This window comes from Herbidospora mongoliensis (genome assembly GCF_001570545.1).
Classification (GTDB): domain Bacteria; phylum Actinomycetota; class Actinomycetes; order Streptosporangiales; family Streptosporangiaceae; genus Herbidospora; species Herbidospora mongoliensis.
Genome location: NZ_BBXD01000020.1, coordinates 121,672 through 145,045, shown reverse-complemented (window position 1 = coordinate 145,045; position 23,374 = coordinate 121,672). Strand labels below are relative to the sequence as shown.

The window sequence follows — 23,374 nt, the reverse complement described above, 5'->3', positions numbered from 1 at the left end:
CAACACCGGGAGGCCGGCATGCCGCTGACGGTCGGAGACCTGGCCCGCGCGAGCGGGGTCGCTCCTTCAGCCGTACGTTTCTACGAGGCCCACGGCCTCCTGTCCGCCGAACGGACCTCGGGAAACCAGCGACGGTTCCACGACGCCGACGTCTGCCGGACCAAAGTCATCCGCGTCGCCCAGCGGGTCGGCCTGTCGGTCGCGGAGATCAAACAGGTCCTCGACGAACTACCGCCCGACCCGGCACCCGAAGACTGGCAGCGCCTGGCCGAGAGCCTCGTGGCGGAGGCACACCGGCGGATCCAGCATCTTCAGCAGGTCCTGGGCGAGATCACCGGCGGCGGCAAACTCTGCGAACTGAAAGAGCCGGCCACATCCGTGGCCGGCTCTCGTTCGTGAGGTCACTTACCGTAACGCTGGCGGAAACGCTCCACGCGTCCGGCGGTGTCCATCACGCGGCTCTTGCCCGTGTAGAACGGGTGGCTGGCGGAGCTGACGTCGACGTCGACGACCGGGTAGGTGCGGCCGTCCTCCCACTCGACGGTCTTGTTCGACCGCACCGTCGACCTGGTCAGGATCGCGAACCCGGCGCTCGGGTCGCGGAAGACCACCGGACGGTACTCAGGGTGAATGCCCTTCTTCATGCGCTATCGCTCCTCTCGGAAGGTCACGTGCCTTCGGACGACGTGGTCGTACTTGCGCAATTCCATCCGGTCGGGGTCGTTGCGCCGGTTCTTCCTGGTCACGTACGTCACACCGGTGCCGGCGCTCGACCGGAGCCGGACCAGCGGACGGAGGTCACTTCGCTTCACGGGGTCGAAAACCGTTTTCAAAGCCAAGGTATTCCCGTCACAGCTCCGCCAGTCGTTCGCGAGGCCCTCACCGTCGAGATCAGCCTGTCGAACCCCCGGTGACCCTCCGCCGCGAAGCAGGATGATGTCCGGTTTCCAGAGGGCCGCGACTCTCAGCCGATGCTCATCGCGCGGGCCCCGACGGCGATCCGTTCCCTCTTTCCGTACGGCTTCCGCCGCCGGTGCACACGATTCCGAGATAAGCCGCCTCCGGGTGAGCCGGGGAGAGGAGGATCGCAATCCCGCCGATAAAGACGCCCGGCCCACCTGCGAGAACGCAAGTCCAGAAGAACAGCCGCCGACGCAGGAGCAACGCCTGACGGTCCATTCTTCCGGCGAGCTCGGAACTCATTCGGGGCCCCTTTTTCGGCCGCTTGACCGCCATTTTGACCATCGCGTCACGGGGAAGGCTCCCGGCCGATACGCTCCCCTGCCATGACGAACATGGCCAGATCGGCCCTTATCGTACTGATCGCCATGCTGGCCACCGCCTGCAGTTCCGAAGCGCCCGCGACGGAGGCGGGCGGGCAGGGAAACTCCTCCCCCGACCCCGTTCGGGCCCTGGCCTCCTTACTGAGCGAAGGCCGTGGGGTCACCGTCGCCGAACATCAGGAGACCCAGGTCGAGGGTGACGAGCTCAACCAGGGCGAGCGCAAGGGCACGATCCTGCTCAGCCCCTCGGGCGTCGAAGGCTTCGACGTCACGATGAAGACCGACCTCATGGACTCCGCGTCCCGGTCCGTCGCGCTCGGCCCGCACACCTACCAGTCGGGCGGCCCGGTCGGCGAGATGCTGCCGAAGGGCAAGAAGTGGATGCAGTGGCCCAGTGAGCCGGGGAAGCGCAGCCCTTTCTTCTCTCCCGTCCTCATCCTCGAACCGTCCACGCTGAAGGCGCTGCTCGCCACCCAGGAGGACCAGAAGGCCGACATGCGGACGGGGAAGATCACCCTCGCGGCGCTGGCGGCGGCCTCTCCCGCGTTCGCGGCGGATGAGTCGGCCCGGCCGGGGACGCTGGTCGTGGCGTGGCAGATGTGGGTCGACCCGAAGGGGCTGCCCATCAGGCTGGTCACCGAGTACGCCGATCCCAAGGCGCCGCTGGGGGCGACGACCTGGCGGAGCGACATCGCGTTCAGCGCCTGGGGCGAGCCGGTCACCCTTGAGGCGCCTCCGGCCAAGCTGGTCACCACCGATTCCTGACGTGATCAATTTGTGACTTTCGCCGCTCTGTGAAACCTCCCGGCAACAATCTACGGTTCCGGATAACGTTATCCGACGCCTCGCCGGGCCACCACGGAAAGGCAATCCCCATGATCAGAACGCGTGGCTTAGCCATAGTCACCGCGCTCGCAGTGCTCGCCGCCCTGTCCACGGCGACATCAGCGCAGGCCGCCACCCCCACCGCCGACCAGCAGTGGACCGCCGTTCAGTCCCTGGTCGGAGCGGTGAAGGGCCGCTGGACCAACCAGGCCTACACCGGGTCGGTCACCGACACCATGCCGGACACCGCGATCATCGGAAACGGTGACATCGGCGTCACCTCGGGCGGGGGTGAGGGGTTCAAGACGTTCCGGATCGCCAAGGGTGACTTCTGGACCGCCAGCCCCAACCGGTCGCTCGTCGCCCTCGGGTCGGTCTCGATCAACCCCGTCAGCAACAGCGGTTCGCCGAACCTGGCGATCGGGTCGACCGCGACCGCGTCCAGCTCGCATTCGTCCTTCCCGCCCAGCCGGGCCGTCAACGGCGGCTGGGGCTCCGGCTATGAGGGCTGGGTCTCCAACGTGGGCAAGCCGCAGACCATCACGGTCGATCTGGGGTCGTCCAAGACCTTCAGCCGGTATCTCCTCCGCCACGACGCCGCCGCGCGTCCCGCCGAGACGGCCAACACCACCAAGAACTGGACCCTGGAGACCAGCGACAACAACTCCACCTGGACGACCCGCGACACCGTCACCAACAACACCGCCGCTACGACCGACCGGACGATCACCGGTGTCACCGCGCGCTACGTGCGGCTGAGCATCAGCGAACCGACCCAGGGCACCACCTCGGACAGCGTCAACAACCCGAGGGCGCGCATCGGGCAGTTCGAGCTCTACAACGGCACGACCGGCAACCCCACCGGCCAGTTCACCGAGGAGCAGAACATCCTCAAGGGGGACATCGACACCACAATGAGCCTCGGCGGCGCCCCCGTCAGCATGCGGACCTGGACCGGCGCGAACGACAACCTCGTCGTCACCCGCATCCAGGCGAACGCGGCCACCCGCATCCGGGTCTCCAACACGACCCAGATCCAGAACGGCCGGTCCGGGTTCACCAGCACGTCGGGGACCTCGGGCAACACCGTCTGGGCCGCACGCCAGACCGCCTCCGGTCAGTGGACCTCGCGGGCCGCCCTCGCCACCCGCGTGATCGGCGGGACCCAGAGCGTCGCGAACAACCAGATCACCGTCGACATCCCCTCAGGCGGCGTGATCAACGTCGTCACGGCCGTCGCCGGCGGCGGGACCAGCGGGAACGACCCGGCCCCGGCCGCGCGGAGCCTGGCCGACGCGCAGACGAGCGGCTCGATCGACTCGCAGTACAACGCGCACGTCGAATGGTGGAAGCAGTACTGGCTCAAGTCCTACGTCGACCTCGACGACGACGTTCTCGAGCGCTACTACTACGCCGCCCAGTACTTCATCGGCTCGGCCAGCCGCGCGGGCAAGACCGCGCCAGGTCTGTTCGGGATCTGGGCCACGACGGACTATCCGTTGTGGGGCGGCGACATGCACCTCAACTACAACTGGATCGCCAACTTCTACGGCGTCTACTCCTCCAACCGCGCCGAACTGGCTCTTCCCGTGTTCGACCTGGTCAGCGCCTACCTGCCGGAGGCCCGCCGCAGAGCGACACAGGACCTCAGAAGGGTGAACACCGGTTACGTCAACGGCCGGTTCCCCAGCGGCGGGGTGCCGTCGGGCGTGCTGTTCCCCGTCGGCATCGCGCCCAACGGGAGCACCGCCGACGACAACTACCACCAGCAGGTCGGCAACAGTCTGTTCACCGCGACCCAGTACGTCGCCTACTGGCAGTACACCCGCGACCAGACCTGGCTGTCCCAGCGCGGCTACCCCTTCATGAAGGAGGTCGCCACCTTCTTCCAGCACTGGCTGCAGCTGGAGAACAACCGATTCAACCTCTACTCCGGCCCCCACGAGGGCACCTGGGCCCGCAACTCCGGCGCCGATCTCGGCATGCTGAAGACGCTGCTGACCACGGCCATCGACGCGAGCACCCGGCTGAACGTGGATGCCACCAACCGCGCCACCTGGCAGGACATGCTGAACCGGCTGGCGCCGATCCCGCGGACGACGTACAACAACCAGCAGGTGTTCGCCCTCGGTGACCCGGGCACCGTCTCCGATGGGCGGGCCATCCGGCCGGGCGACAACACGGTGAACCTGGAGTTCATCCATCCGGGTGAGGCGCTGGGGATCAACGGGCCGGCCGCCGACCGCCAGGTCGCGATCCAGACGCTCGACGCGATGAACTCCTGGGGTCAGGAGAACAGTTTCCCGAAGGTGTTCACCCAGGCGGCGCGGGTGGGCTACCCGGCGCAGTCGCTCATCGACCGGTTGAAGAACCAGATCACCACCCGTTCGGCCCCCAACGGAAGGGTCGTCGACCCGAACCACGGGCTGGAGAAGTCGGGGACGGTCGAGGCGATCAACAGCATGCTGCTCCAGAGTGACCTGGGGATCATGCGGGTGTTCCCGGTCTGGCCCTCCGGCAAGAACGGCTCGTTCGTGAAGCTGCGGGCGCCGGGCGGGTTCGTCGTCTCGTCGGCGCGCGCCAACGGCCAGGCGAGCTACGTCGACGTGACGAGCACGGTCGGCGGGCAACTGCGGCTGCAGAACCCGTGGCCCGGGCGCGGCGTGACCGTCACCGGTGGCGTGACGCCGGTGCTGAGCAACGATGTCATCACTTTCTCAACCGCTGCCAGTGCGACGTACTCGATCACGCCCAACTAGATCACCAGAAAGGCCGGTCACGACGAGTGGCCGGCCTTTCTTGTTTGCAAAAACGACAAACTAATACGCAAAACTCGGACAGTCGAACCAGAAAATACCCCCAGACACGACAAAAGCCCCAAATGTCAGGGGCTTGACAGGATCTGAGGGCGATGCAACTCTCGCAAGCATGTTACAAGAATATGAAAATAGATTCGAGTAACTCGAATGCAGAGTGGTCGTAAATCAGCAAGCGTCGACAAAGCCTTCGAGTTGGTGCACGCCGTCTCCGACGCCGGGCGCGGCGGCATCACCCTGGGCGCGCTCGCGAGCCGCGCCGGAATCGCCGTCAGCACCGCCCACCGGTACGTCACCTCACTGCTCGAACTCGGAGTGCTCGACCGTGATCCGGCCGGGTCCTACCGGCTCGGGGTGACCCTGATCATGCTGGCCGGGCAGTACCTCGACGAGGACGGCCTGCGCGCCGCCGCCCGGCCCTATCTGGCCGAACTGGTGGAGGTGAGCGGGGAGACCGTGCACCTCGGGGTGCTGGTCGGCGAACAGATCGTGTACGTCGACAAGGTCGAGAGCGCCAAGTCGATCCGTCTGGTGTCGCACATCGGCAAGCGGGCGCCGCTCCACTGCACCGCGATGGGCAAGGCGATGCTCGCCCTGCTCAAGCCGTCGCGGCGGGACGAGATCCTCGCCGGTCCTCTTGAGGTGCGTACACCCAGGACCCTCACCGGGAACGCGCTGCTCGCCGAGCTGGGCGTGGTGCGGGACCAGGGGTTCGCCATCGACGACGAGGAGAACGAGGAGGGGGTCAGGTGCGTCGGTCTGGCGATCATGAACGCCTCCGGTGAGCCGGTCGGCGCGTTCAGCGTCTCGGCCCCGGCCGCGCGGTTCAGCCGCGACGACTGCCACCGCCTCGCTCCCAAGGCCCGTGCGATGGCCGACGACATCAGCAAACGCATCGGTTATGGCCCGCCCAAGGGTTCCCGCCTGCGCGGCAACCACCTACCGAAGGAGTGACAGATGACCATTGTGGTGCGGAATCCGGGGACCGGTGAACCTCTCGGCGAGGTGCCCGACCTGAGCACCGACGCAGTCGTGGCCGCCATCGGCAGTGCGCAGAAGGGGCAGCGGGCGATGGCGGCCATGCCCAGTCACGAACGGGCGGCCCTGTTACGGCGGGTGGCCGACCTGATCGAGGCCGAACTCGAGTCGTTGGCACGGCTTTTGGCGTCGGAGAACGGCAAGCCGTTGCCCCAGACGCGGGGTGAGGTCGAGGCCGCGATCCGGATCTGGCGCGGTTACGCCGCCGAGGCGACCCGGTTGTTCGGCCGGCAGACCCCGATGGACGCGGTGCCCGGCATGGAGCGCCACCTCGCGGTGACGATCCGCGAGCCGCTCGGTGTGGTGGCCGCGCTGGTGCCGTTCAACTACCCGGTCGAGCTGTACTCCCACAAGGCCGCCGCCGCGCTGGCCGCCGGGAACGCGGTGATCGTCCAACCGCCGGCGAAGTGCCCGTTGGCCCTGATCAGGGTCGCGGAACTGGTCGAACAGGCCGGCGCTCCCGAGTTCGCGCACCAGGTCGTGACCGGTGGCGTCGAGGTCTCGACCACGCTGGCCGAGGCCCCGGGCATCGCCGCGATCACGCTCACCGGCAGCACCAACGCCGGCCGCGCCATCGCCAAGCTCGCCTCGGGCACCCTGAAGAAGGTCTTCCTGGAGCTCGGCGGCAACGACGCGATGATCGTCTGCGACGACGCCGACATCGAGGCCGCCGCCACCGCCGTCACCCTCGGGCGCCTGGCCCGCGGCAACGGCCAGATCTGCTGCGCGGTCAAGCGGGTGTACGTCCAGGACGGCGTCCACGACGCCTTCGTCGCCGAGCTTTCCGCGCAGGCGGCCAAGCTGGTCGTGGGCGACCAGATGGACGAGGGCACCGACGTCGGGCCGCTGATCACCGAGCAGGCCGCGGAAGAGGTCGAGAAGGCCGTCGGCAAGCTGGTCGGCGAGGGCGCGCGGCTGGTCGTCGGCGGAGGCCGCCGGGGGTCGTTCGTCGACCCGGTCGTGCTGGTGGACGTCCCGGTCGAGAGCCCCACGTTCGCGGAGGAGATCTTCGGCCCGGTCGCGCCGATCGCCCGGTTCTCCGACCCGGTCGAGGCGGCGGCGCTGGTGTCCGACTCCCCCTACGGGCTGCACGCCTCGGTCTTCACCCGGGACGTCTCGCGCGCGTTCACGCTGGCCAAGCTGCTCGACGTCGGCGGCGTGATCGTCAACGGGTCGACCGCGATCCGGGCCGAGAACCTGCCGTTCGGCGGGACCAAGGACACCGGCGGCTACCGCGAGGGCCTGCACGAGACCGTGCTCGACTTCACCCGGCAGAAGACCGTGCTGGTCATGGAGGCCTTCGGATGAGCCTTGAGCTCCGGAGCGTCCGGAAGAGCTACGGCGAGGTGGAAGTCCTCCACGGCGTCGACCTCACCGGGCGCGACGGCGAAGTCCTCGCCGTCGTCGGGGCCAACGGCGCGGGCAAGTCGACGCTGATCCGGATCTTCGCCGGAGCACACGAGATGTCCTCCGGCGAGATGCTCATCGACGGCGAACCGGTGAGACTGCGGTCGCCGCACGACGCCCACGAGCGCGGCATCCGCACGGTCTACCAGGAGCTGTCGATCGTGCCGGGCCTGTCGGTGACCGAGAACCTGCTGATGGGCCAGTTCCCTAAGCGGAAGACCGGCCTCATCGACTGGCCCGCCGCGCACCGCAGGGCGAAGGAGCTGCTCGACGCCGCCGGGTTCGGCGCCATCGAGCCGCGCACGATCGCCGGGCGGCTCACGATCGCGCGCCAGCAGATGGTGGAGATCGCCAAGGCCCTCGCCGGTGAGGTGCGGGTGCTGGTCCTGGACGAGCCCTCGGCCGTCCTGGCCGGCAGCGACCTCGACGCGCTGTTCGAGCTGATCCGGCGCCTGAAGGCGCGCGGGGTCCTGGTCGTGTACGTCTCCCACCGCCTCGCCGAGGTGATGGAGCTGGCCGACTCGATCGTGGTCATCAAGGACGGCGCGATCATCGAGACGACGGAGCCGTCCCGTACCTCGGAAGACGAGCTGATCCGGCTGATGGCCGGACGCAAGCTCGAACAGATCTATCCGGAACGACGCGCGTCTCCTGGTGAGGCCCGGCTGACGGTGACCGATCTGTCGCGGCGGGGCGAGTTCTCCGACATCTCCTTCGAGCTGCGCGCCGGCGAGATCGTCGGCCTGTTCGGCCTGGTCGGGTCGGGGCGCAGTGAGATGGCCCGGTGCGTCTTCGGTGCCGAGCCCGCCTCTTCCGGAAGTGGGGCGTTCCGCTCCCCCGCCGAAGCGATCTCGCACGGTCTGGCCTTCGTGACCGAGGACCGGAAACGGACCGGCCTCATCGGCGGGATGTCCGTGCTCGACAACATCGCCCTGGCGACCATGCGGGCCTCCACACGGGGGCCGCTGATCGACATGTCAGGGCGTAAGGAAAGGGTCGCCGGGATGATCGACCTGCTCAGCATCCAGCCCGCCCGGTGCGCCACCATGCCGGTGGCCTCACTCAGCGGCGGCAACCAGCAGAAGGCCGTGCTCGCCAAATGGCTGCTGGCCGAGCCGCGCGTGCTCATCCTCGACGAACCCACCCGGGGCGTCGACATGGCCACCCGGGTCGACATCTACCGGATGATCGACGCGCTGGCCCGCGAGGGCCTGGCCGTGCTGCTCATCTCCTCCGACCTGACCGAGGTGCTGGGCGCGACCGACCGGGTGCTGGTCATGCGCGAAGGACGCCTGGCCGGGGAGCTGCCGTCGGAGGGCACCACCGAGGACGAGGTGCTCGCGCACGCGATCGGGGTGGCCGCGTGAGCGTGAACGCGCTGCCCAAGATCTCCCGCGAGCTGCTGACCACGGTCGCCTTCACCGCTCTGATCGTGCTGCTGATCGCGGTCGCCGCGATCACCACCGAGAACTTCCTCACCCAGACCAACCTGACGAACCTGCTCAAGCAGATGGTCACCACCGGCCTGCTCGCGTACGGGATGCTGGTGGTCATCCTCACCGGCGGCATCGACCTGTCGGTCGGGTCGGTGGTGGCGTTCTCCGGGATCCTCACCGCCGGCATGGTGTCGAGCCTGCCGATCCCCGCCGCGATGGCGATCGGTGTCGCCTCCGGCATCGGGTTCGGCCTGGTCAACGGCATGCTGGTGGCCCGGTTCGGGCTCGCGCCCTTCGTCGTGACGCTGGCGTCCCTCACCACGATCCGGGGGCTCGCGTTCGTCTACTCCGAGGTGCCGATCGCGCCCGAGGACCCCGCGTTCTTCACCCTCGGGTCGGCCATGGCCGGGCCGATCCCGGTCAGCACGATCATCATGTTCGCCGTCTTCCTCGTCGGCGGCGTCTTCCTCACCCGCACCCCGGCGGGCCGGTCGATCATCGCGATCGGCGGCAACGCCGAGACCGTCCGCCTGGCCGGCATCAACGTGCGGCGGCACATCGTGCTGGCGTACACCATCGCCGGTCTGTGCGCCGGTCTGGCCGGCGTGATCCTGGCCAGCCGGGTCGGCATCGCCCAGCCCAGCGTGGGCGTCGCGTTCGAACTCGACGCCATCGCCGCCTGCGTCATCGGCGGCGCCAGCCTCGCCGGTGGCAAGGGCTCCGTGCGCGCCACCTTCGGCGGCGTGCTCGTCCTGGTCCTGATCAACAACCTGCTCAACCTGTACGGCGTGCAGAGCTTCTGGCAGCAGGTACTCAAGGGCTTGATCATCATCGCCGTCATCCTCGCCCAGCGCACCAACCGGGTGCGCGCGTAAAACCCCCCAGGAGAAACACCATGATTTCCACGAGGATTCTGGCCGCTGCCGGCCTGTCCCTGGCCCTCTTGACCGCCTGTTCCCCCGCCGCGGAGGAGCCGACGACCGGCGCCCCCGCGTCGGCGGACGGATACACCATCGGCGTGGCGAACTTCATGCTGAGCGGCCCCTACTTCAGCGGCATGGACAAGGCGATCGCCGCCCAGGCCCAGAAGAAGGGCAACGTCGAGATCATCAGCACCGACGCCAACGGCGACGCCGCCAAGCTCGCCAGCAACGTCGAAGACCTGCTGACCAAGAACGTGGACGCCGTCATCATCTCCGGCGGCCCGCTGGAGTCGGCCCCGGCCGTGCTGAACAGCCTCAAGGCGGCCGGCAAGCCGGTCGTCCTGGTCGACCGCAAGTTCCCGGGTGAGTACACCAGCTGGATCGGCCCCGACAACGAGGCCATCGGCCGCCAGAACGGCGAGTTCCTGTCCAACGCGCTGCCCGACGGCGGCAAGGTCGCCATCATCAAGGGCGGCCCCGCCGACAACACCATCGGCTCGGCCCGCACCAACGGCGTCAAGTCGGTCCTGTCCGCCAACGCCAAGTTCACCCTGGTCGAGGCGCCCGACTTCGGCGGCTGGGGTTCCGACGGCGGCCTGACCGTCATGGAGAGCCTGCTCGCGAGCAACAAGGACATCAAGGCGGTGTTCTGTGAGAACGACGCGATGTGCCTGGGCGCCCAGCGCGCCATCGCCGACGCCGGTCTCGCCGACGGCATCATCATCGCCGGCGTCGACGGCCAGGCCGAAGCCCTGAAGGCCATCCTCGACGACACCAACTACAAGGTCACCGGCCTGAACGACGCCGACATCATCGGCGCCAAGGGCCTGGACCGCGCCGTGGAGATCCTCGGCGGCGCCACGGTCGAGAAGGACACGGTCGTGGACTCCCCGATGGTCACCAAGGACAACGCCAAGACCTTCCAGAACCCGGACGGCAGCTTCTAACCCCGTCTCACCGCCGGGGTGGCGGGCGGCGACGCCACCCCGGTTACCCAACAGAGAGGTTTGTGGATGCGTACACGAAGAAGCAGAGCCGCACGCCGAGCGGCGCTTGCGCTGCTCCTGGCCAGCTCGGCACTGACGCTGACGAGCACCCCCGCCCAGGCCGACGACCCGACCCGGCCTGGTTGGACGCTGCTCTACAACGAGAACTTCGTCAACCCGATCAACACCGGCAACGCCCCCTGGGTCCGCGACGACTACACCCAGCCGTTCGACAACATCATGGACGACCCGGGCCAGTGGTACAAAAACGACTACGGCCCCGCCTGGACGACCGCCCTGAACTCCTTCTACACGTACCGGAAGGAATTCCCGGTCGGGCAGAACGGCTGGCTGACCGCCTCGCTGTCGGCCCGCGACTGGAACAAGGACAGCGTCATCGAGCAGCCCCCGACGCTGGTCACCCAGACGCTCGGGAGCGAGAAGGTGGCGGTGATGAACGTCCCCGACCACACGGGCGGCGTCATCCTGCGGCCGACCCAGAAACTCCCCGACTACTACCGCATCGAGTACAAGCTCAAGACCCTCGACTTCGGCGGTAAGCGGAACGGCTCTATCGAGTACAACAACCGCACCAACGGCTACAGCAACACGGGCTGCAAGACCCAGCACCCGTGGGGCGAGGGCGAGAACTCCCCCGGCTGGACCGGCAACCCGTCGGTGCCCTACTGCGAGTGGCAGGACGTCCGCCGCGGCAACTACGGCTACAACGGGTTCCACTTCCTGTCGATCGTCGACTTCGCCAACCCGGCCCCGCGCAACAACCACTTCTGGCACTACCGCCGCAAAGTCCTGATGGACGCCTTCTCCCAGCACCCTGACCGTGTGGGGAGCGGCACCGGCGGGCGGGTCTGCAACGCCGCCAACAACACCTATTACAACTACCGCGACGGCAACTTCAACACCGTCAACATGTGGATCAGCGGCATGCCCAACTGGAACCCGGGCCCCGGCGGCCTGGCGGGCAACTCTCAGTGGTTCATGACGCCGTGCAGCGGCGGCGTGGCCGAGCAGCAGCTCTCGTCGGCGGCCGAGCTCCAGCCGGAGCTGATGCCGAACGAGTTCTACACCTTCGCGATCGAGCGCGACCAGACGGGCTACGTCCTCGAAGTGACCGGCAACTTCGCCCGGTCCGGCCAGCGGACGATCCGCATGCACCGCCCCTTCGTCGTCAACAACAACCCGATCTGGCACTACAACGTGAAGGCCAGCGAGTACAACGGCCAGTTCAACGGCAACCTGGTCCAGAACGACAACAACGGCTCGACGACGTGGTCGAACCAGTGGCCCGCCGGTTCGGCCTACCCCGACTACTTCGTGATCGGTGACCTGTACACCAACGTCTACGAAGGCAGCGCCTCTCTCACGGATGTCCGGCTGTATGTGCCACAGACCGCCGCCAATCCGAACCTGGCGCTGAACAAGACCGCCACCGCCGACTCGTCGTGCGCCGCCAACGAGGGCCCCGCCAAGGCCGTCAACGGCACCGTGAACGGCGGGAACGCCGACAAGTGGTGTTCGGTCGGTTCGAGCAAGTGGATCCGCGTCGACATGGGGTCGAACCAGCGGGTGGCGAAGATCGTGCTGAAGCACTCCGGGGCGGGTGGGGAGCAGGCGATCTGGAACACGCGCGACTTCGACGTCCAGGTGAGCACCAACGGAACGACGTGGACCAACGTGGCCCAGCCGCGTGGGAACACGGCCAACATCACGACGCACACCTTTACGCAACGGGATGTTCGGTATATCCGGGTGAATGTGATCGCGCCGACCAGTAACACCGACCAGGCCGCGCGCATTTACGAACTGGAGGCCTACGCCTCGTAGTCCTATTGCACGAAGGGCCGGTCCGTCGAATTCGGACCGGCCCTTCATCGCGTCCACATGCTCGCTGATCAGCCGATACTCCCTCCGACGTAACGGAACACCTCTTTCCCGTTACTGAAATGATCTTTACTGATCACTCAACCAGTGTCATGATCACCCAGTTTTGTCGAATTCATCCGAAAGGCTGGAGTGAAAAAGTCATCACTGGCAATGCCGGGGTCGTTCGCCCGGCGTAGTGCCGCCGCGATCGTGACGCTGGCAATGCCTCTCTCGCTCATGAGCACACCGGCTTCCGCTCAGAACCCCAGTCCCCCGCCCACTCCGCCACCCGCCCTCGCCGAACCGCCACCGGAGACCCCGACGGAGAAGGCGCTGGCGCAGGCCGAGAAGGACAACCGCCGCGTCGAGATCGAGTCGATGCGCTCGGAGAGCGCCACCTACTACGCCAACCCGGACGGCAAGACGGTCCGGATGGAGCTCAGCACCAAGCCGATCCGCGTGAGGACAGCCGACGGTAAGGGTTTGACGCCGATCGACACCACCCTGGTGGCGACCGGCGGGGTCATCAGACCCAAGGCGGTGGCGGGCGGCCTCGCGCTGTCCGACGGTCAGGACAGGACTCTGCTCAAGGCCGACGCCGAGGCGAAGATCACCACGGCGTCGGTGTTGCCCGCGCCCAAGCTGAAGGGCAACACCGCGACCTACCCGGATGCTTACGGGCAGGGCCGTGACCTGCTGGTGGCCGCGACACCGACCGGTTTCCAGCAGAAGGTCGTCATCCGGCAGCGGCCCGCGGGCCCGGTCTCCTTCCGGGTCCCGGTGGACCTGCCCGAGGGGTTGTCGTTCAAGAAGGGCGGCGCGGGCCGGCCGGTGATCGTGGGCGCGGACGGCAAGACGGTCACCGAGGTGCGGCCCACCCTGGTACAGGACGCCAGGGCCGCCGACTCCACCGGCCCGCTCGATGCGGGTAAGGCCGGCACGGCGGCCGTGACGCTCGCCGAGGACGGCACGACCCTGGTCTTCACCCCGGAGGCCGCGTTCCTGGCCGACCCCGCGGTCGTCTACCCGGTGACGCTGATGGCGGCGGCGGGCGACTGGTGGGAGGGACACACCGGCCAGTACGAGGGGATGGACACCTGGATCAACGACTACGACTACCAGGACAGCTGGAACACCTTCAACCAGGACCAGATCGTGGTCGGCAAGTCGTATGCCAGCAACATCGCCAAGCGGTGGCGCGGTTATCTCCAGTTCCCCGACATCCCCGACACCTTCGCCGGCGCGACGGTGGAGAACGCCGACCTTCACCTGTGGAACTACCTGTCCAACGCCTGCGGCAATCCGGTCGGGACCGGCATCACCGCGCGGCGGATCACCACCTACTGGGACGAGCTGTCGCTGGAGTGGGGCAGCCAGCCGTACACCACCAACGTGGGTGCGAACAACGAAGGGGGCGCCTACAGCGAGGACTGCACCGGCGCGATGGGCTATCCCTGGACGCTGACGCACTCGCTGAACACGGTCGTGCAGGAGTGGGTCAACGGCGCCGACAACTACGGCATCCAGCTGACCGCGGGCAACGAGTCGGAGTTGCGTAACTGGCGGCGCTACCGCCCCGAGGAGGCGGGCGGTTGCCGCACGACGCCGCTGGAGGACTGCAAGGGGCAGCTCCACCCGCCCATCCTGACCGTCGACTTCCTGATGCCGGAGCCGGAGCCGGAGCCCGTGCTCGAGGACGTCGTCATGATGACCAACACGGAGCTGACGAACCTCCCCACGTACGAGGAGGCCATCGCCATGTCGGCCTACCGGCCCCCGGGGACGGAGTCGGTCATGATCACCGAGACGCTGGCGAACCAGATCGCGGCCAACCGCGACGGCCAGGTGGAGGAGATCGGGCCGGAGAACCTCGACTCGGGCGACGACAGCCAGGGCGGCGACGGGGAAGGTGGCGACACGAGCCCGCCTCGGGTGATCTCCGTCGAACCCGCGGCCGGCGCCGTGGAGGTCCCGCTCGACGCGCTGGTGAAGGTGACCTTCTCCGAGCCTGTCAGCAGTGCCCACGCGAGCGTGATCGTCAAGGACGCGGGCGGCACCCAGGCCGAGGGAGTGGTGACTCTCGACGCAACGGAGAAGGTGCTCACCTTCACCTCCGCTCAGGCGCTCGAACCGGGCGACGTCCACACCGTCGAGGTCTCGGGGGCGATCGACGAGGGGGAGAACGAGATGGCCCCCCACACCTGGTCGTTCACCACTCTGCGGCAGGCCGCGGCTCACTGGAGATTCGACGAGGAAGAAGGGGCGACCACCGCCGACTCCTCCGGCAACGACCGTGACGCGACGCTGAACCAGACCGCGTCGTGGATCGCCGGCAAGAACGGGAGCGCGCTCTCGAACCAGCCGACCGAGGCTCGTGCCGCCGCGTCCCACGAGGCGGCGCGACTGGGGAGTCGCGTCGAGGTGGCGGAGGCGACCACCCCCACCAGCATCACGTACGCCCAGCCGGACGGCACGTTCCGCACCGAGTTCACCGCGGGCCCGGTCCGGGTCGAACGGGGTGACGGGTGGGCGCCGATCGACACCGGACTGGTCGAACAGGACGGTGTCCTGCGGCCCAAGGCGCAGGCCGCGGGCGTCTCGGTGCAGGTGTCCACGGGTGGCACGGGCGCGTTCGCGTCCATGACGGCGGCCGGGGGGCGGTCGTACTCCCTCAGCTGGCCGACCCCGCTGCCCAAGCCGATCGTCGAGAAGAACGTCGCCACCTTCGCCGACGCGGCGGGCAAGGGCGCCGACCTGGTGGTGACCGCGCTGGCGACCGGTTTCCGGCACGACGTGGTCCTGCGGGAGCGCCCGGCCGAGCCGCTGGAGGTCCGCATCGGGGTGGAGACCGAGGGGCTGGCCCTGTCCGAGGGCAAGGGCGGCCGTCTGCTCCTGTCCGACGGGAAGAAGACCGTCGCCTCGGCGCCGCGGCCGGTGATGTGGGACTCCACGCCGGGCAGCCGGGAGGCGGTCGCCACCGATGTCGTCACCGGGAACGGGCGCACCGAACTGGTGCTCAAGCCCGACCACGCGTTCCTGACCGACCCGGACACGAAGTATCCCGTCCGGGTGGACCCCACCGTCACCCTGCCGCTGAACAACGACGTCGACGTCTGGGCCTCGAACACCTCGGGATCCCCGGCCGATCCCACCGTGCCCAACATGATGGCGGGCCGGTTCTTCGGCGAGCTCACCCGGACCCACCTGCGGTTCACCACGTCGAGCCTGGCCGGCGCGACCGTGACCTCGGCCAAGCTGGCGCTGACCACCATCGACTCCCACGTCTGCGGAACCGTGGCGGGCGCGGGCATCCAGGTACGCCGCCTGACCGGGACCTGGAACGAGACCAACCTGACCTGGGGCAACAAGCCCGCCGCCACCACCGAGGACGCCGTCACCACCCTCACCGGTCCCGGCGAGTCCTGCGCCGGCGGAATCGCCCCCATGGAGTGGACGATCACCGGCATCGCCCAGGACTGGGCCGCCGGAGCCGCCAACCAGGGCCTCGTGCTGATGCTCCCCAACGAGTCCAACACGGCCGGCAACTACCGCGTCTTCGCCTCCAGCGAGGACTACTTCGGCTACGGCCCGCCCCCGACGCTCACCGTCACCACCGCCGGAGCGGCCTCCGCCCCGGCGATCAACGCACTGTCCGTCACCCCCGCCCAGGTGGTGAACGGCGCCACGACCGTCACCTCGCTCACCCCGCAGCTGGCCGGCACCGTCACCGACACGGCCGGGGGCAATCTCACCGGCCAGTTCGAGATCGAGCACGACCCCGCCGCCACCGGACAGGGCACCGGCCAGATCTGGACCGGCGCCTCGGCAGCGATCGCCTCCGGCGGCCAGGCCACCGCGACCGTCCCGGCCGCGAAACTGACCGACGGCTGGCAGATCAGGTGGCGCGCCCGCGCGACCTCGACCACCACCTCGTCGGCCTGGTCGGACTGGCAGCGGGCCGTCGTGGACGTGCCGAACCCGACGGTGGCGCAGTTCCAGGTCACGCCGTCGCAGCAGGTCGGCGGGACCACCGTCACGACCAGCCTGACCCCGGCCCTGCACACGCTGGTCACCGACCCGGCCGCACAGCCGGTGCGCGCCGACTTCGAGGTCGAGCGCAACGGCCAGACCTGGACCGGCGCCGCCAACGGCGTCGCCTCCGGGACCCAGGCCACGGTCACCGTCCCGGGCGGGACGCTGACCGACGGCTGGCAGGGACGCTGGCGGGTCCGCGCGGTCAACACCGCCACCACCGTCGCCTCACCCTGGTCGCCGTGGCAGGCACTGACCGTCGACCTGCCCGACCCCGTCTCCGAACCGGCCGTGGGGGCGCTGCAGGTCAGCCCGTCCACGCAGGTGGACGGCGCCACCGTCACCCCGACCCGCACCCCGGCACTGCTCGTCCAGGTCGCCGACCCGGCCGGCAAGCCGCTGCGGGCCGAAGCCGAGATCGAACACGACGGCGTCCAGATCTGGACCGGCGCCGCCGACAACGTCCCGGCCGGAACCCAGGCGAGCATCGCCGTCCCGGCGAACACCCTGACGGACGGCCGGCAGGTCCGCTGGCGGGCCCGCGCGGTCTCCGCCACCGCCACCTCCGAGTGGTCCGGCTGGCACACGTTCACGGTCACGGTGCCCAAACCGACGGCCACCGGCCTGACCATCACCCCGTCCAAGGTCGTGGACGGCATCGCCACGGCCACCACACTCACCCCCAAGCTGGCCGCCACCCTGGTCCATCCGACCGGTCAGCCGCTCAGCGCCGAAGCCGAGATCGAACACGACGGCACCCAGGTATGGACCGGCACCTCGGCTTCCGTCGGCTCGGGCGGACAGGCCGTCCTCACCGTCCCGGCGGGCGAACTCACCGACGGATGGCAGATCCGCTGGCGGCTGCGCGCCGTCGCCGGTGACCTCGCCTCACCTTGGTCGGACTGGCAGCAGGTGACCGTCGACGTCACCCAGCCCGGCGAAGAACCCCTCGCTCAGACCGCCGAAGCGGTGATACGGACCGACGAGAGCTTCACCGCCGCCGCCTGGCTGCGCTGGGACGACAAGGAGGGCGACTATTCCGTCGTCGAGCAGAGGGGCGTCCACCAGGCGCCGTTCCGGCTCGGCAACACCCCCGGCGACGGCCTGGTGTTCACCCTGACCGGCAGCGACACCGCCGCCGCGACCACCCAGGGTGTGCTCTCCGGCGTCGAACCACCGGTCGGCGAATGGTTCCACCTGGCCGGCGTCTACGACGCCGCCGCCGGGACCACCGCGCTCTACCTCAACGGAACCCTTCTCCAGACCACACCGGTCACCTCTCCCGCCTGGCACGCCGACACCGCGATGACCCTGGGCAGCAGGATCAAGGGCGATCTGGACGACCTCCAGATCTTCCAGCGGCCGCTCGACGCCGCCGGGATCACGGCACTGTTCGCGAGCCCGGATGCCCGGAGTGCGAGGCTCGAAAGTCTCGCGGCGCCACAGGCCACGGCAGCCACTCCCGGCTTCAACCACAACCACCTCTCATTGGAACAGTGCGAGGACACGCCTCCGATGTACGGCCACCCCGAATACGCGCGTATTCAGGAGCGCGTGTACACCTCCTGCTGGTCTTCCTGGGTCACCATCGGAACTTATGAGATCGAGGAGGACGAGGACGGCAAGAAGAAGGGAAAGCCGGCCAGCAACAAGGTCACTCCTAAAACCGGCACTCCCAAGTCCGGCATTCTCGGCCTGCTGGGACTGTCATGGGAACTGGCGCAGCAATGGCACGCCAAAACGTACCTCCGCTTCCGGACGACCTGGGTGGCCACCAGTTACCTGGGCGACGCCGAAGGCGACGGGGTCGTCGGAGGTGAAGGCAGCGGCCTGAATCCGCAGAACATGAAGGTGTTCGTGCGGATGCAGGACTTCGCCATCATCGAGAACGGCGTACGGCGCACCGACCACGACGAGATGCTGAAGAACTTCCAGGTCAGGCTCGACGTCCAATTGGAGTCGGAGAACGGCAGCCCCTGCCGGATGACGAGCGGCCAGGCCCAGCAGAAGCGCGTCGAACAGTGGGAGACGACCAACAATGTCTCCTATTTGATCGATGCGAATCCCCAGCGTCAGGGACGCAACACGGTGTGCACCATCAAACCCATGATCACCCGGCTTGGCCCCCAGGACTTCGAAGTCAGGCTGTGGTCTCAGGAGATCATGGGTAAGAGAGGTGAGCGTTTCGGCGTGATCCGACACGGAGACGGGCGTGCGGACAACACCTTGTACGCCCCTCACTTCCAGTGCGACTGGGACGTCCTCGGCAGATCCGAGAATGTCAAAGACGGCGTCCCCGATCACATCGGAGGATGCATCAACTCCCGGGCGCATCGGGTCTTCATCATGTCCAAGAGCGGAAACCCCGGTTTCCGCGAGGTGATCGACCACATCGAAGACGCTCTCGACGTGGACACCAACAAATTCACCTATCCGCCCAACCGGCCGGGGCACGACTGGTCGAAACCCTCGTTCCCTCCCTACAGAGTGCAAACCGCCGCCGACCTGCCCAAGGCGATCCCCGGAAACTGGGGCGTCCCGTCGAGTCCGCCCCTGACGAAGCGGCCGAGCAACGAAGATCACATCAACCGCGGGTTCTTCTCGAACATCGAGCTGAACGTCGACTTCGGGGCGGACGGAAAGGCCACGTGGAAGAAGGACAGAGGCACCAACTTCTGCAAATACTATTTCCGCGATAAATACCCCCATGCGAAGGAGCCCACCTGGTATCCCCCGTCCCCCGGTGTGCAGTGTGACGAATTCCCGGTCGCCGCGAGCTACGAAGGGGCCGCCGGACGCGACCAGAAGGGCCACGGAAACTACTCCGTGCGCGCGGTCAGCACGACCCACAACGGCCTGCACGGCAGCATGATGGGTAATTTCTACGCCGACTACCGAATCAACACGGGAGACTCTTTCTGGGTGCTCGTCAGACCATAGTTCGATAGTTTCCAGCGGAGGGAGGGGCGTGCCGCCCCTCCCTCCGCCCGTCCGAAGGAATGCGTTGTGCTGGACGAATATCCCCTGGAACGTCAATGGGATCTACTGCGCGAACACGGACTGCACGAGCAGTTCAGCGGCCAGTGGATCCAGACGGACGACCTCGGTGACGCGGTGAGACGCATGGGGCTCGACCCGGAGTCGGGAATCTCCTGCGATTTCGCCACGGCCATGGAATCGCACGACCCCTACCCCGGGGACGTGGTCATATGGCTCGGCGAACACGCGCCCGGCTGGGCGCACATGCTCACGTTGAGCGGTCCCATGCCGCCCAGGGAGGTGATCGACGCGTTGAGCGCGGAAAACCGGCGCGTTTTCGATGTCTTCTTCGTCTGGGGGACCGGACATCTTCACAACCTGTACAACTATGACGGCGTCTGCGTCGGCGACGTGTCGCCGCCCTATCCCGGCGGAACAGGCGAGGTGGAGGAATTCACGCGCTATTCGCGAGGGCTGGAACTCGATGACGGAATGCCCACCCGCGACGTCTTCGAGCGGATCCTGTGCATGGTGGGACGGATCACCGGCCGATTCATCGACCGGGACTGGTTCTCCTCGACAGGAACGTTGTACCGGTTGACCGGGTAGAAGGGCGGTCGCGGATCAGGCGACCGCCCTTCCTTCATCGGTACGTCAGATCCGACGCCGAATAGAAGCAGTTCGTCGAGTCGGCCCCGGTGCCGACCTGGGTCGGTTCGTTGCCGCTGCTGTTGCCGTTGTACTTGCGGCAGATCACCATCGACCGACCCGAGTCGTTGACGATCGTGATCCCGGAGAACCGGGCCGTGTCGCCGTAGTTGACGTTGACCCCGGCGACGGTGTTGCCCGGACGGGTCAGGGTGACGTTCCTCAGGACGACGTCACGCTGGTACTGCGAGGAGCAGTTGCCGCACGAGCGGTAGAACGTCCCGAAGTTGACGGCCTGGAAGTTCTGGACCGTGAGCGTCCCCGGCCCGTTGTGCTGGAAGACCTTGTCGCTCGCGTATCTCGCGCCGCCGCCGTCGACGAGGAAACTGGGGTCACCGCTGCCCCGGAAGGTGGCGGCGTCCTCGCCGACGTCCTCCCACCAGACGTTCCGGAGCGTGCACGACCCGGCACAGTGCACGCCGTCACCGGCGGGGGCGCCGATGATGACGTTCTGCAGCGTCGCCCCGTTGGCGAGCTGGAACACCGGATCCTGGCTCTCCTCCTGTCCGCCGTCGCCCATGCAGCAGTACCGCCGCATGCCACCGTCGAAGGTGCCGGAGACGGAGATGGTGCCGTTGACGGCGACCTGCCCCGTCGGTGTGGGCCACGAGGAGGGCTGCGGCGTCGGTGTGGGCGTAGGCGTTCTGGTGGGAGTGGGAGTAGGAGTGGGGGACGTGGTCGGCCCGCTCCCTCCGCAGGTCACGCCGTTGACGGCGAAGTTCGTCGGTACGGGGTTGCTGGAGCTCCACGACCCGTTGAACCCGAACGACACCGACGCGCCGGACGCGAGGGTGCCGTTGTAGCCCAGGTTCGACGCGGTCACCGCACTCCCGCTCTGCGTCACACCGGCGTTCCACGCCTGCGAGACGGTCTGACCCGCACCGAACGACCAGGTCACCCGCCACGACGAGAGCGGATCACCGATGTTGGCCAGGCCGACGTCGGCGGTGAACCCACCGGCCCACTGAGACTGGACGGTGTAGGTCACCCGGCACGCCACCGCCGCCTGGGCCGCGACCACCGTGAGCGGTACGACGGCCGCCGTGGCCGTCAGGACGAGTAGCGCCCTCAGACGCCATGTACGCAGCATGCTGCCTCCTGCTGCTGGGGAACGTAGGCGCCAGCATCCGCGCCCGGGTTCCCCCGGCACCAACGGCGACCGTGATCCGCGCAGGTGAGCGCTGAACCTTTCTGAAATCCAGTGGTTCTACCAGGTTCGCCGGTAGTCCCCCGCCATGACCTCGGCCGCGGTGTCCTCGATCTCGGCGTTGTACACCCTGGCCTTCTCCAGCCCCGCCTCGTCAGCGGCGATCACCCGGTTCTGGTGGTCGGCGTAGATCTCCCGGCGGCGGTCGTACCACCCCGACTCCCCGCGGCACTCGTGGTCGTCGGCCACGGTGGAGATCCGACGGGGCCGCCGCCGGTCCCCTCAGCTGAATAGGTTGATCCCATGGCACATCGATCGCGGCTGTACACCATCTCCATCGACGTCCCGCCGGACGTCCACGACCGGGAACTGGCCTTCTGGGAGCGGGCCGTCGGCCGGGAGATGCCGCCCATCGCCGCCTTCCCCGACTTCCACCGCACCACCCTTCCCGGCCAGGACGTCATGTTCATCACCCAGCGCCTCCAGGAGGGCGCCCCGGCCGTCCATGTGGACATCCACACCGACGACCTCGAAGCGGAGGTCGCCCGCCTGGAGGCGGCCGGCGCGGTCAGGGACCGGTTCACCGAGAGCGGATGGTGGATCATGCGCGATCCGGCGGGGCTGCGGTTCTGCGTACTGGAAGACCCTCCCGGCACCCTGAACGCCGAGAACTCGACCCTCTGGGAGTGACCTTTCGCCCCCGGTGCCGGACATAGACAGCTGTGATGCCGGAGGAGACGTTCACCCGGGTGTTCGACACCTGCTACGAGAGCGTGCTGCGCTACGCCGCGCGCCGGGTGGGCAAGGACACCGCCGGTGACATCGCGGGCGAGACCTTCGCCGTGGCCTGGCGCAGGTTCGGGGATCGGCCACCCGACGACGACGTTCTTCCCTGGTTGTACGGAATCGCGCGCCTCCTCATCGCCAACGAGGAGCGCCGGGAACGGCGGAGCGGCCGGCTGATCGGCTGGGAGGACCCGTCCGTCTCCCAAACCGTGGTCGTCCTGGGCTGCTCGCCGACGAACCGGGGCTGCGTCTTCTCGGCGAGACGACCGACAGGGCGGGCCGGAAAGGGCAGGCGATCGGTCTGGATGTGCGGCTACGGCTGCCCAGGAGGCTGGTTCTCATCATCGACCCGGACACCGGGCATCTGAACTCCAGCGAGGAGATCCTCACCGAGGACGCGGGAAAGCTGAACCTCGCGATCCCTGCCGTCATCGGCTACACGCTGTTCCTGCGGCAAAGCCGAGTGTCGCCAGCATACTGAACGTGGACAAATGGCAAAGAGATTGCAAATTCGCCCTAAGCGAAATTCGTCCAGATCATGCCTGGAACGGCAAACCGGGCCCGCACCAAGAGGTGCGGACCCGGTTCGACCTGCTTATGGATTAGGCAGGAACGATGTTCTCGGCCTGCGGGCCCTTCTGGCCCTGCGTGACGTCGAAGCTCACGCGCTGACCTTCCTGGAGCTCACGGAAGCCCTGGGCAGCGATGTTCGAGTAGTGGGCGAAGACGTCAGCGCCGCCGCCGTCCTGCTGGATGAAGCCGAAGCCCTTTTCAGCGTTGAACCACTTCACGGTACCGGTAGCCATTTTGCAATCTCCTTCGGGGCTTAGCCCGTAAGGCACGCACTGTGCGTACCTCGCGTCGCCGCGATGATTACCCCAACCGGAATTGCTCCGGAAATACAAAAGTGCCGCCACCATTCGGATCGGTGAGGCACTTGAAGTCTTTGGGAACCACAACTGCAACTGGCAACGACACTATCACGGTGGGCGCAACATATATAACGGCGGTTCGGAAAAAGCTGGCCTCCGATGCCGGGATCGCCTGTGCAGCAGGGGGTTGCGCGTCCGTTCGCAGGTCTGTGACCAGCCGATCGTGCCCAGACCTGGGGGGACTCGTGGGGA

The 23,374-nt window shown here is 67.7% G+C and carries 18 protein-coding genes; 13 read left to right on the top strand and 5 right to left on the bottom strand.

Features of this window, described 5'->3' with window-relative positions; translation table 11 throughout:
- Positions 1–18: 18 nt before the first annotated feature.
- Entirely contained in the window at positions 19–399 is a 381-nt protein-coding gene (locus tag AW272_RS29975; RefSeq protein WP_066372258.1) for a MerR family transcriptional regulator, read from the top strand.
- Between the two features lie 2 nt (positions 400–401).
- Here the strand turns inward: AW272_RS29975 and AW272_RS29970 are convergent, their stop codons facing one another.
- Together AW272_RS29970 and rpmG are read right to left on the bottom strand one after the other, a co-directional pair.
- Positions 402–644 carry a type B 50S ribosomal protein L31 gene (locus AW272_RS29970; RefSeq protein ID WP_066372255.1) on the bottom strand — a complete coding sequence of 81 codons (243 nt, stop codon included), beginning with the start codon at positions 642–644 and terminating at the stop codon, positions 402–404.
- Between the two features lie 3 nt (positions 645–647).
- Positions 648–812: a 50S ribosomal protein L33 gene (gene rpmG / locus AW272_RS29965; RefSeq protein WP_066372595.1), complete on the bottom strand. Its 165-nt coding sequence runs from the start codon at positions 810–812 to the stop codon at positions 648–650.
- Between the two features lie 483 nt (positions 813–1,295).
- On the opposite strand from rpmG, the gene AW272_RS29960 reads away from it, so the two are divergent.
- The 10 genes from AW272_RS29960 (at position 1,296) to AW272_RS29915 (ending at position 20,218) form a co-directional block, all read left to right on the top strand.
- On the top strand, positions 1,296–2,048 hold the full coding sequence (locus AW272_RS29960; RefSeq protein WP_218011126.1) for a hypothetical protein: 753 nt from the start codon (positions 1,296–1,298) through the stop codon (positions 2,046–2,048).
- Between the two features lie 110 nt (positions 2,049–2,158).
- On the top strand, positions 2,159–4,867 hold the full coding sequence (locus tag AW272_RS29955; protein WP_157518877.1) for a discoidin domain-containing protein: 2,709 nt from the start codon (positions 2,159–2,161) through the stop codon (positions 4,865–4,867).
- A 207-nt stretch (positions 4,868–5,074) separates the two neighbouring features.
- A complete protein-coding gene (locus tag AW272_RS29950; RefSeq protein WP_066372247.1) occupies positions 5,075–5,878 on the top strand; it encodes an IclR family transcriptional regulator in 804 nt (267 codons plus the stop codon).
- Between the two features lie 3 nt (positions 5,879–5,881).
- Positions 5,882–7,270 carry an aldehyde dehydrogenase family protein gene (locus tag AW272_RS29945; protein ID WP_066372244.1) on the top strand — a complete coding sequence of 463 codons (1,389 nt, stop codon included), beginning with the start codon at positions 5,882–5,884 and terminating at the stop codon, positions 7,268–7,270.
- Positions 7,267–8,736 (top strand): sugar ABC transporter ATP-binding protein, encoded by a 1,470-nt coding sequence (locus AW272_RS29940; RefSeq protein WP_066372242.1) that lies wholly within the window; start codon positions 7,267–7,269, stop codon positions 8,734–8,736. The genes AW272_RS29945 and AW272_RS29940 overlap by 4 nt, the downstream gene beginning before the upstream one ends.
- Positions 8,733–9,680 (top strand): ABC transporter permease, encoded by a 948-nt coding sequence (locus tag AW272_RS29935; RefSeq protein WP_218011125.1) that lies wholly within the window; start codon positions 8,733–8,735, stop codon positions 9,678–9,680. Before AW272_RS29940 ends, AW272_RS29935 begins: the two co-directional genes overlap by 4 nt.
- A 20-nt stretch (positions 9,681–9,700) precedes the next feature.
- The gene (locus AW272_RS29930; protein WP_083958810.1) at positions 9,701–10,675 is read left to right on the top strand and encodes a substrate-binding domain-containing protein; all 975 of its coding nucleotides are present in this window, start codon (positions 9,701–9,703) and stop codon (positions 10,673–10,675) included.
- A 66-nt stretch (positions 10,676–10,741) separates the two neighbouring features.
- Positions 10,742–12,559, top strand: coding sequence for a discoidin domain-containing protein (locus tag AW272_RS29925; protein WP_218011124.1), 1,818 nt, complete (start codon positions 10,742–10,744; stop codon positions 12,557–12,559).
- 276 nt (positions 12,560–12,835) lie between these two features.
- Positions 12,836–19,570, top strand: coding sequence for a DNRLRE domain-containing protein (locus tag AW272_RS29920; RefSeq protein ID WP_157518876.1), 6,735 nt, complete (start codon positions 12,836–12,838; stop codon positions 19,568–19,570).
- 66 nt (positions 19,571–19,636) lie between these two features.
- Entirely contained in the window at positions 19,637–20,218 is a 582-nt protein-coding gene (locus tag AW272_RS29915) for a hypothetical protein (RefSeq protein ID WP_066372239.1), read from the top strand.
- 34 nt (positions 20,219–20,252) lie between these two features.
- Here AW272_RS29915 and AW272_RS29910 read toward each other — a convergent pair whose 3' ends face one another.
- Both AW272_RS29910 and AW272_RS29905 read right to left on the bottom strand, forming a co-directional pair.
- The gene (locus AW272_RS29910) at positions 20,253–21,407 is read right to left on the bottom strand and encodes a pectate lyase (RefSeq protein ID WP_066372237.1); all 1,155 of its coding nucleotides are present in this window, start codon (positions 21,405–21,407) and stop codon (positions 20,253–20,255) included.
- 117 nt (positions 21,408–21,524) lie between these two features.
- A complete protein-coding gene (locus AW272_RS29905) occupies positions 21,525–21,713 on the bottom strand; it encodes a hypothetical protein (protein WP_066372233.1) in 189 nt (62 codons plus the stop codon).
- A gap of 54 nt (positions 21,714–21,767) precedes the next feature.
- Between AW272_RS29905 and AW272_RS29900 the strand changes: the two genes are divergently transcribed.
- Positions 21,768–22,154 (top strand): VOC family protein, encoded by a 387-nt coding sequence (locus tag AW272_RS29900; protein ID WP_066372232.1) that lies wholly within the window; start codon positions 21,768–21,770, stop codon positions 22,152–22,154.
- Positions 22,155–22,189: 35 nt separating this feature from the next.
- A complete protein-coding gene (locus AW272_RS29895) occupies positions 22,190–22,618 on the top strand; it encodes an RNA polymerase sigma factor (RefSeq protein WP_066372230.1) in 429 nt (142 codons plus the stop codon).
- A 234-nt stretch (positions 22,619–22,852) separates the two neighbouring features.
- Here the strand turns inward: AW272_RS29895 and AW272_RS29890 are convergent, their stop codons facing one another.
- A complete protein-coding gene (locus tag AW272_RS29890) occupies positions 22,853–23,056 on the bottom strand; it encodes a cold-shock protein (RefSeq protein ID WP_061295430.1) in 204 nt (67 codons plus the stop codon).
- Positions 23,057–23,374 lie beyond the last annotated feature (318 nt).

Coding starts and splice junctions, on each gene's coding strand:
- AW272_RS29975 (WP_066372258.1), top strand. CDS start 19: ATGCCGCTGACGGTCGGAGACCTGGCCCGCGCGAGCGGGGTCGCTCCT.
- AW272_RS29970 (WP_066372255.1), bottom strand. CDS start 644: ATGAAGAAGGGCATTCACCCTGAGTACCGTCCGGTGGTCTTCCGCGAC.
- AW272_RS29960 (WP_218011126.1), top strand. CDS start 1,296: ATGGCCAGATCGGCCCTTATCGTACTGATCGCCATGCTGGCCACCGCC.
- AW272_RS29955 (WP_157518877.1), top strand. CDS start 2,159: ATGATCAGAACGCGTGGCTTAGCCATAGTCACCGCGCTCGCAGTGCTC.
- AW272_RS29950 (WP_066372247.1), top strand. CDS start 5,075: ATGCAGAGTGGTCGTAAATCAGCAAGCGTCGACAAAGCCTTCGAGTTG.
- AW272_RS29945 (WP_066372244.1), top strand. CDS start 5,882: ATGACCATTGTGGTGCGGAATCCGGGGACCGGTGAACCTCTCGGCGAG.
- AW272_RS29940 (WP_066372242.1), top strand. CDS start 7,267: ATGAGCCTTGAGCTCCGGAGCGTCCGGAAGAGCTACGGCGAGGTGGAA.
- AW272_RS29930 (WP_083958810.1), top strand. CDS start 9,701: ATGATTTCCACGAGGATTCTGGCCGCTGCCGGCCTGTCCCTGGCCCTC.
- AW272_RS29925 (WP_218011124.1), top strand. CDS start 10,742: ATGCGTACACGAAGAAGCAGAGCCGCACGCCGAGCGGCGCTTGCGCTG.
- AW272_RS29920 (WP_157518876.1), top strand. CDS start 12,836: ATGAGCACACCGGCTTCCGCTCAGAACCCCAGTCCCCCGCCCACTCCG.
- AW272_RS29910 (WP_066372237.1), bottom strand. CDS start 21,407: ATGCTGCGTACATGGCGTCTGAGGGCGCTACTCGTCCTGACGGCCACG.
- AW272_RS29900 (WP_066372232.1), top strand. CDS start 21,768: ATGGCACATCGATCGCGGCTGTACACCATCTCCATCGACGTCCCGCCG.
- AW272_RS29895 (WP_066372230.1), top strand. CDS start 22,190: ATGCCGGAGGAGACGTTCACCCGGGTGTTCGACACCTGCTACGAGAGC.
- AW272_RS29890 (WP_061295430.1), bottom strand. CDS start 23,056: ATGGCTACCGGTACCGTGAAGTGGTTCAACGCTGAAAAGGGCTTCGGC.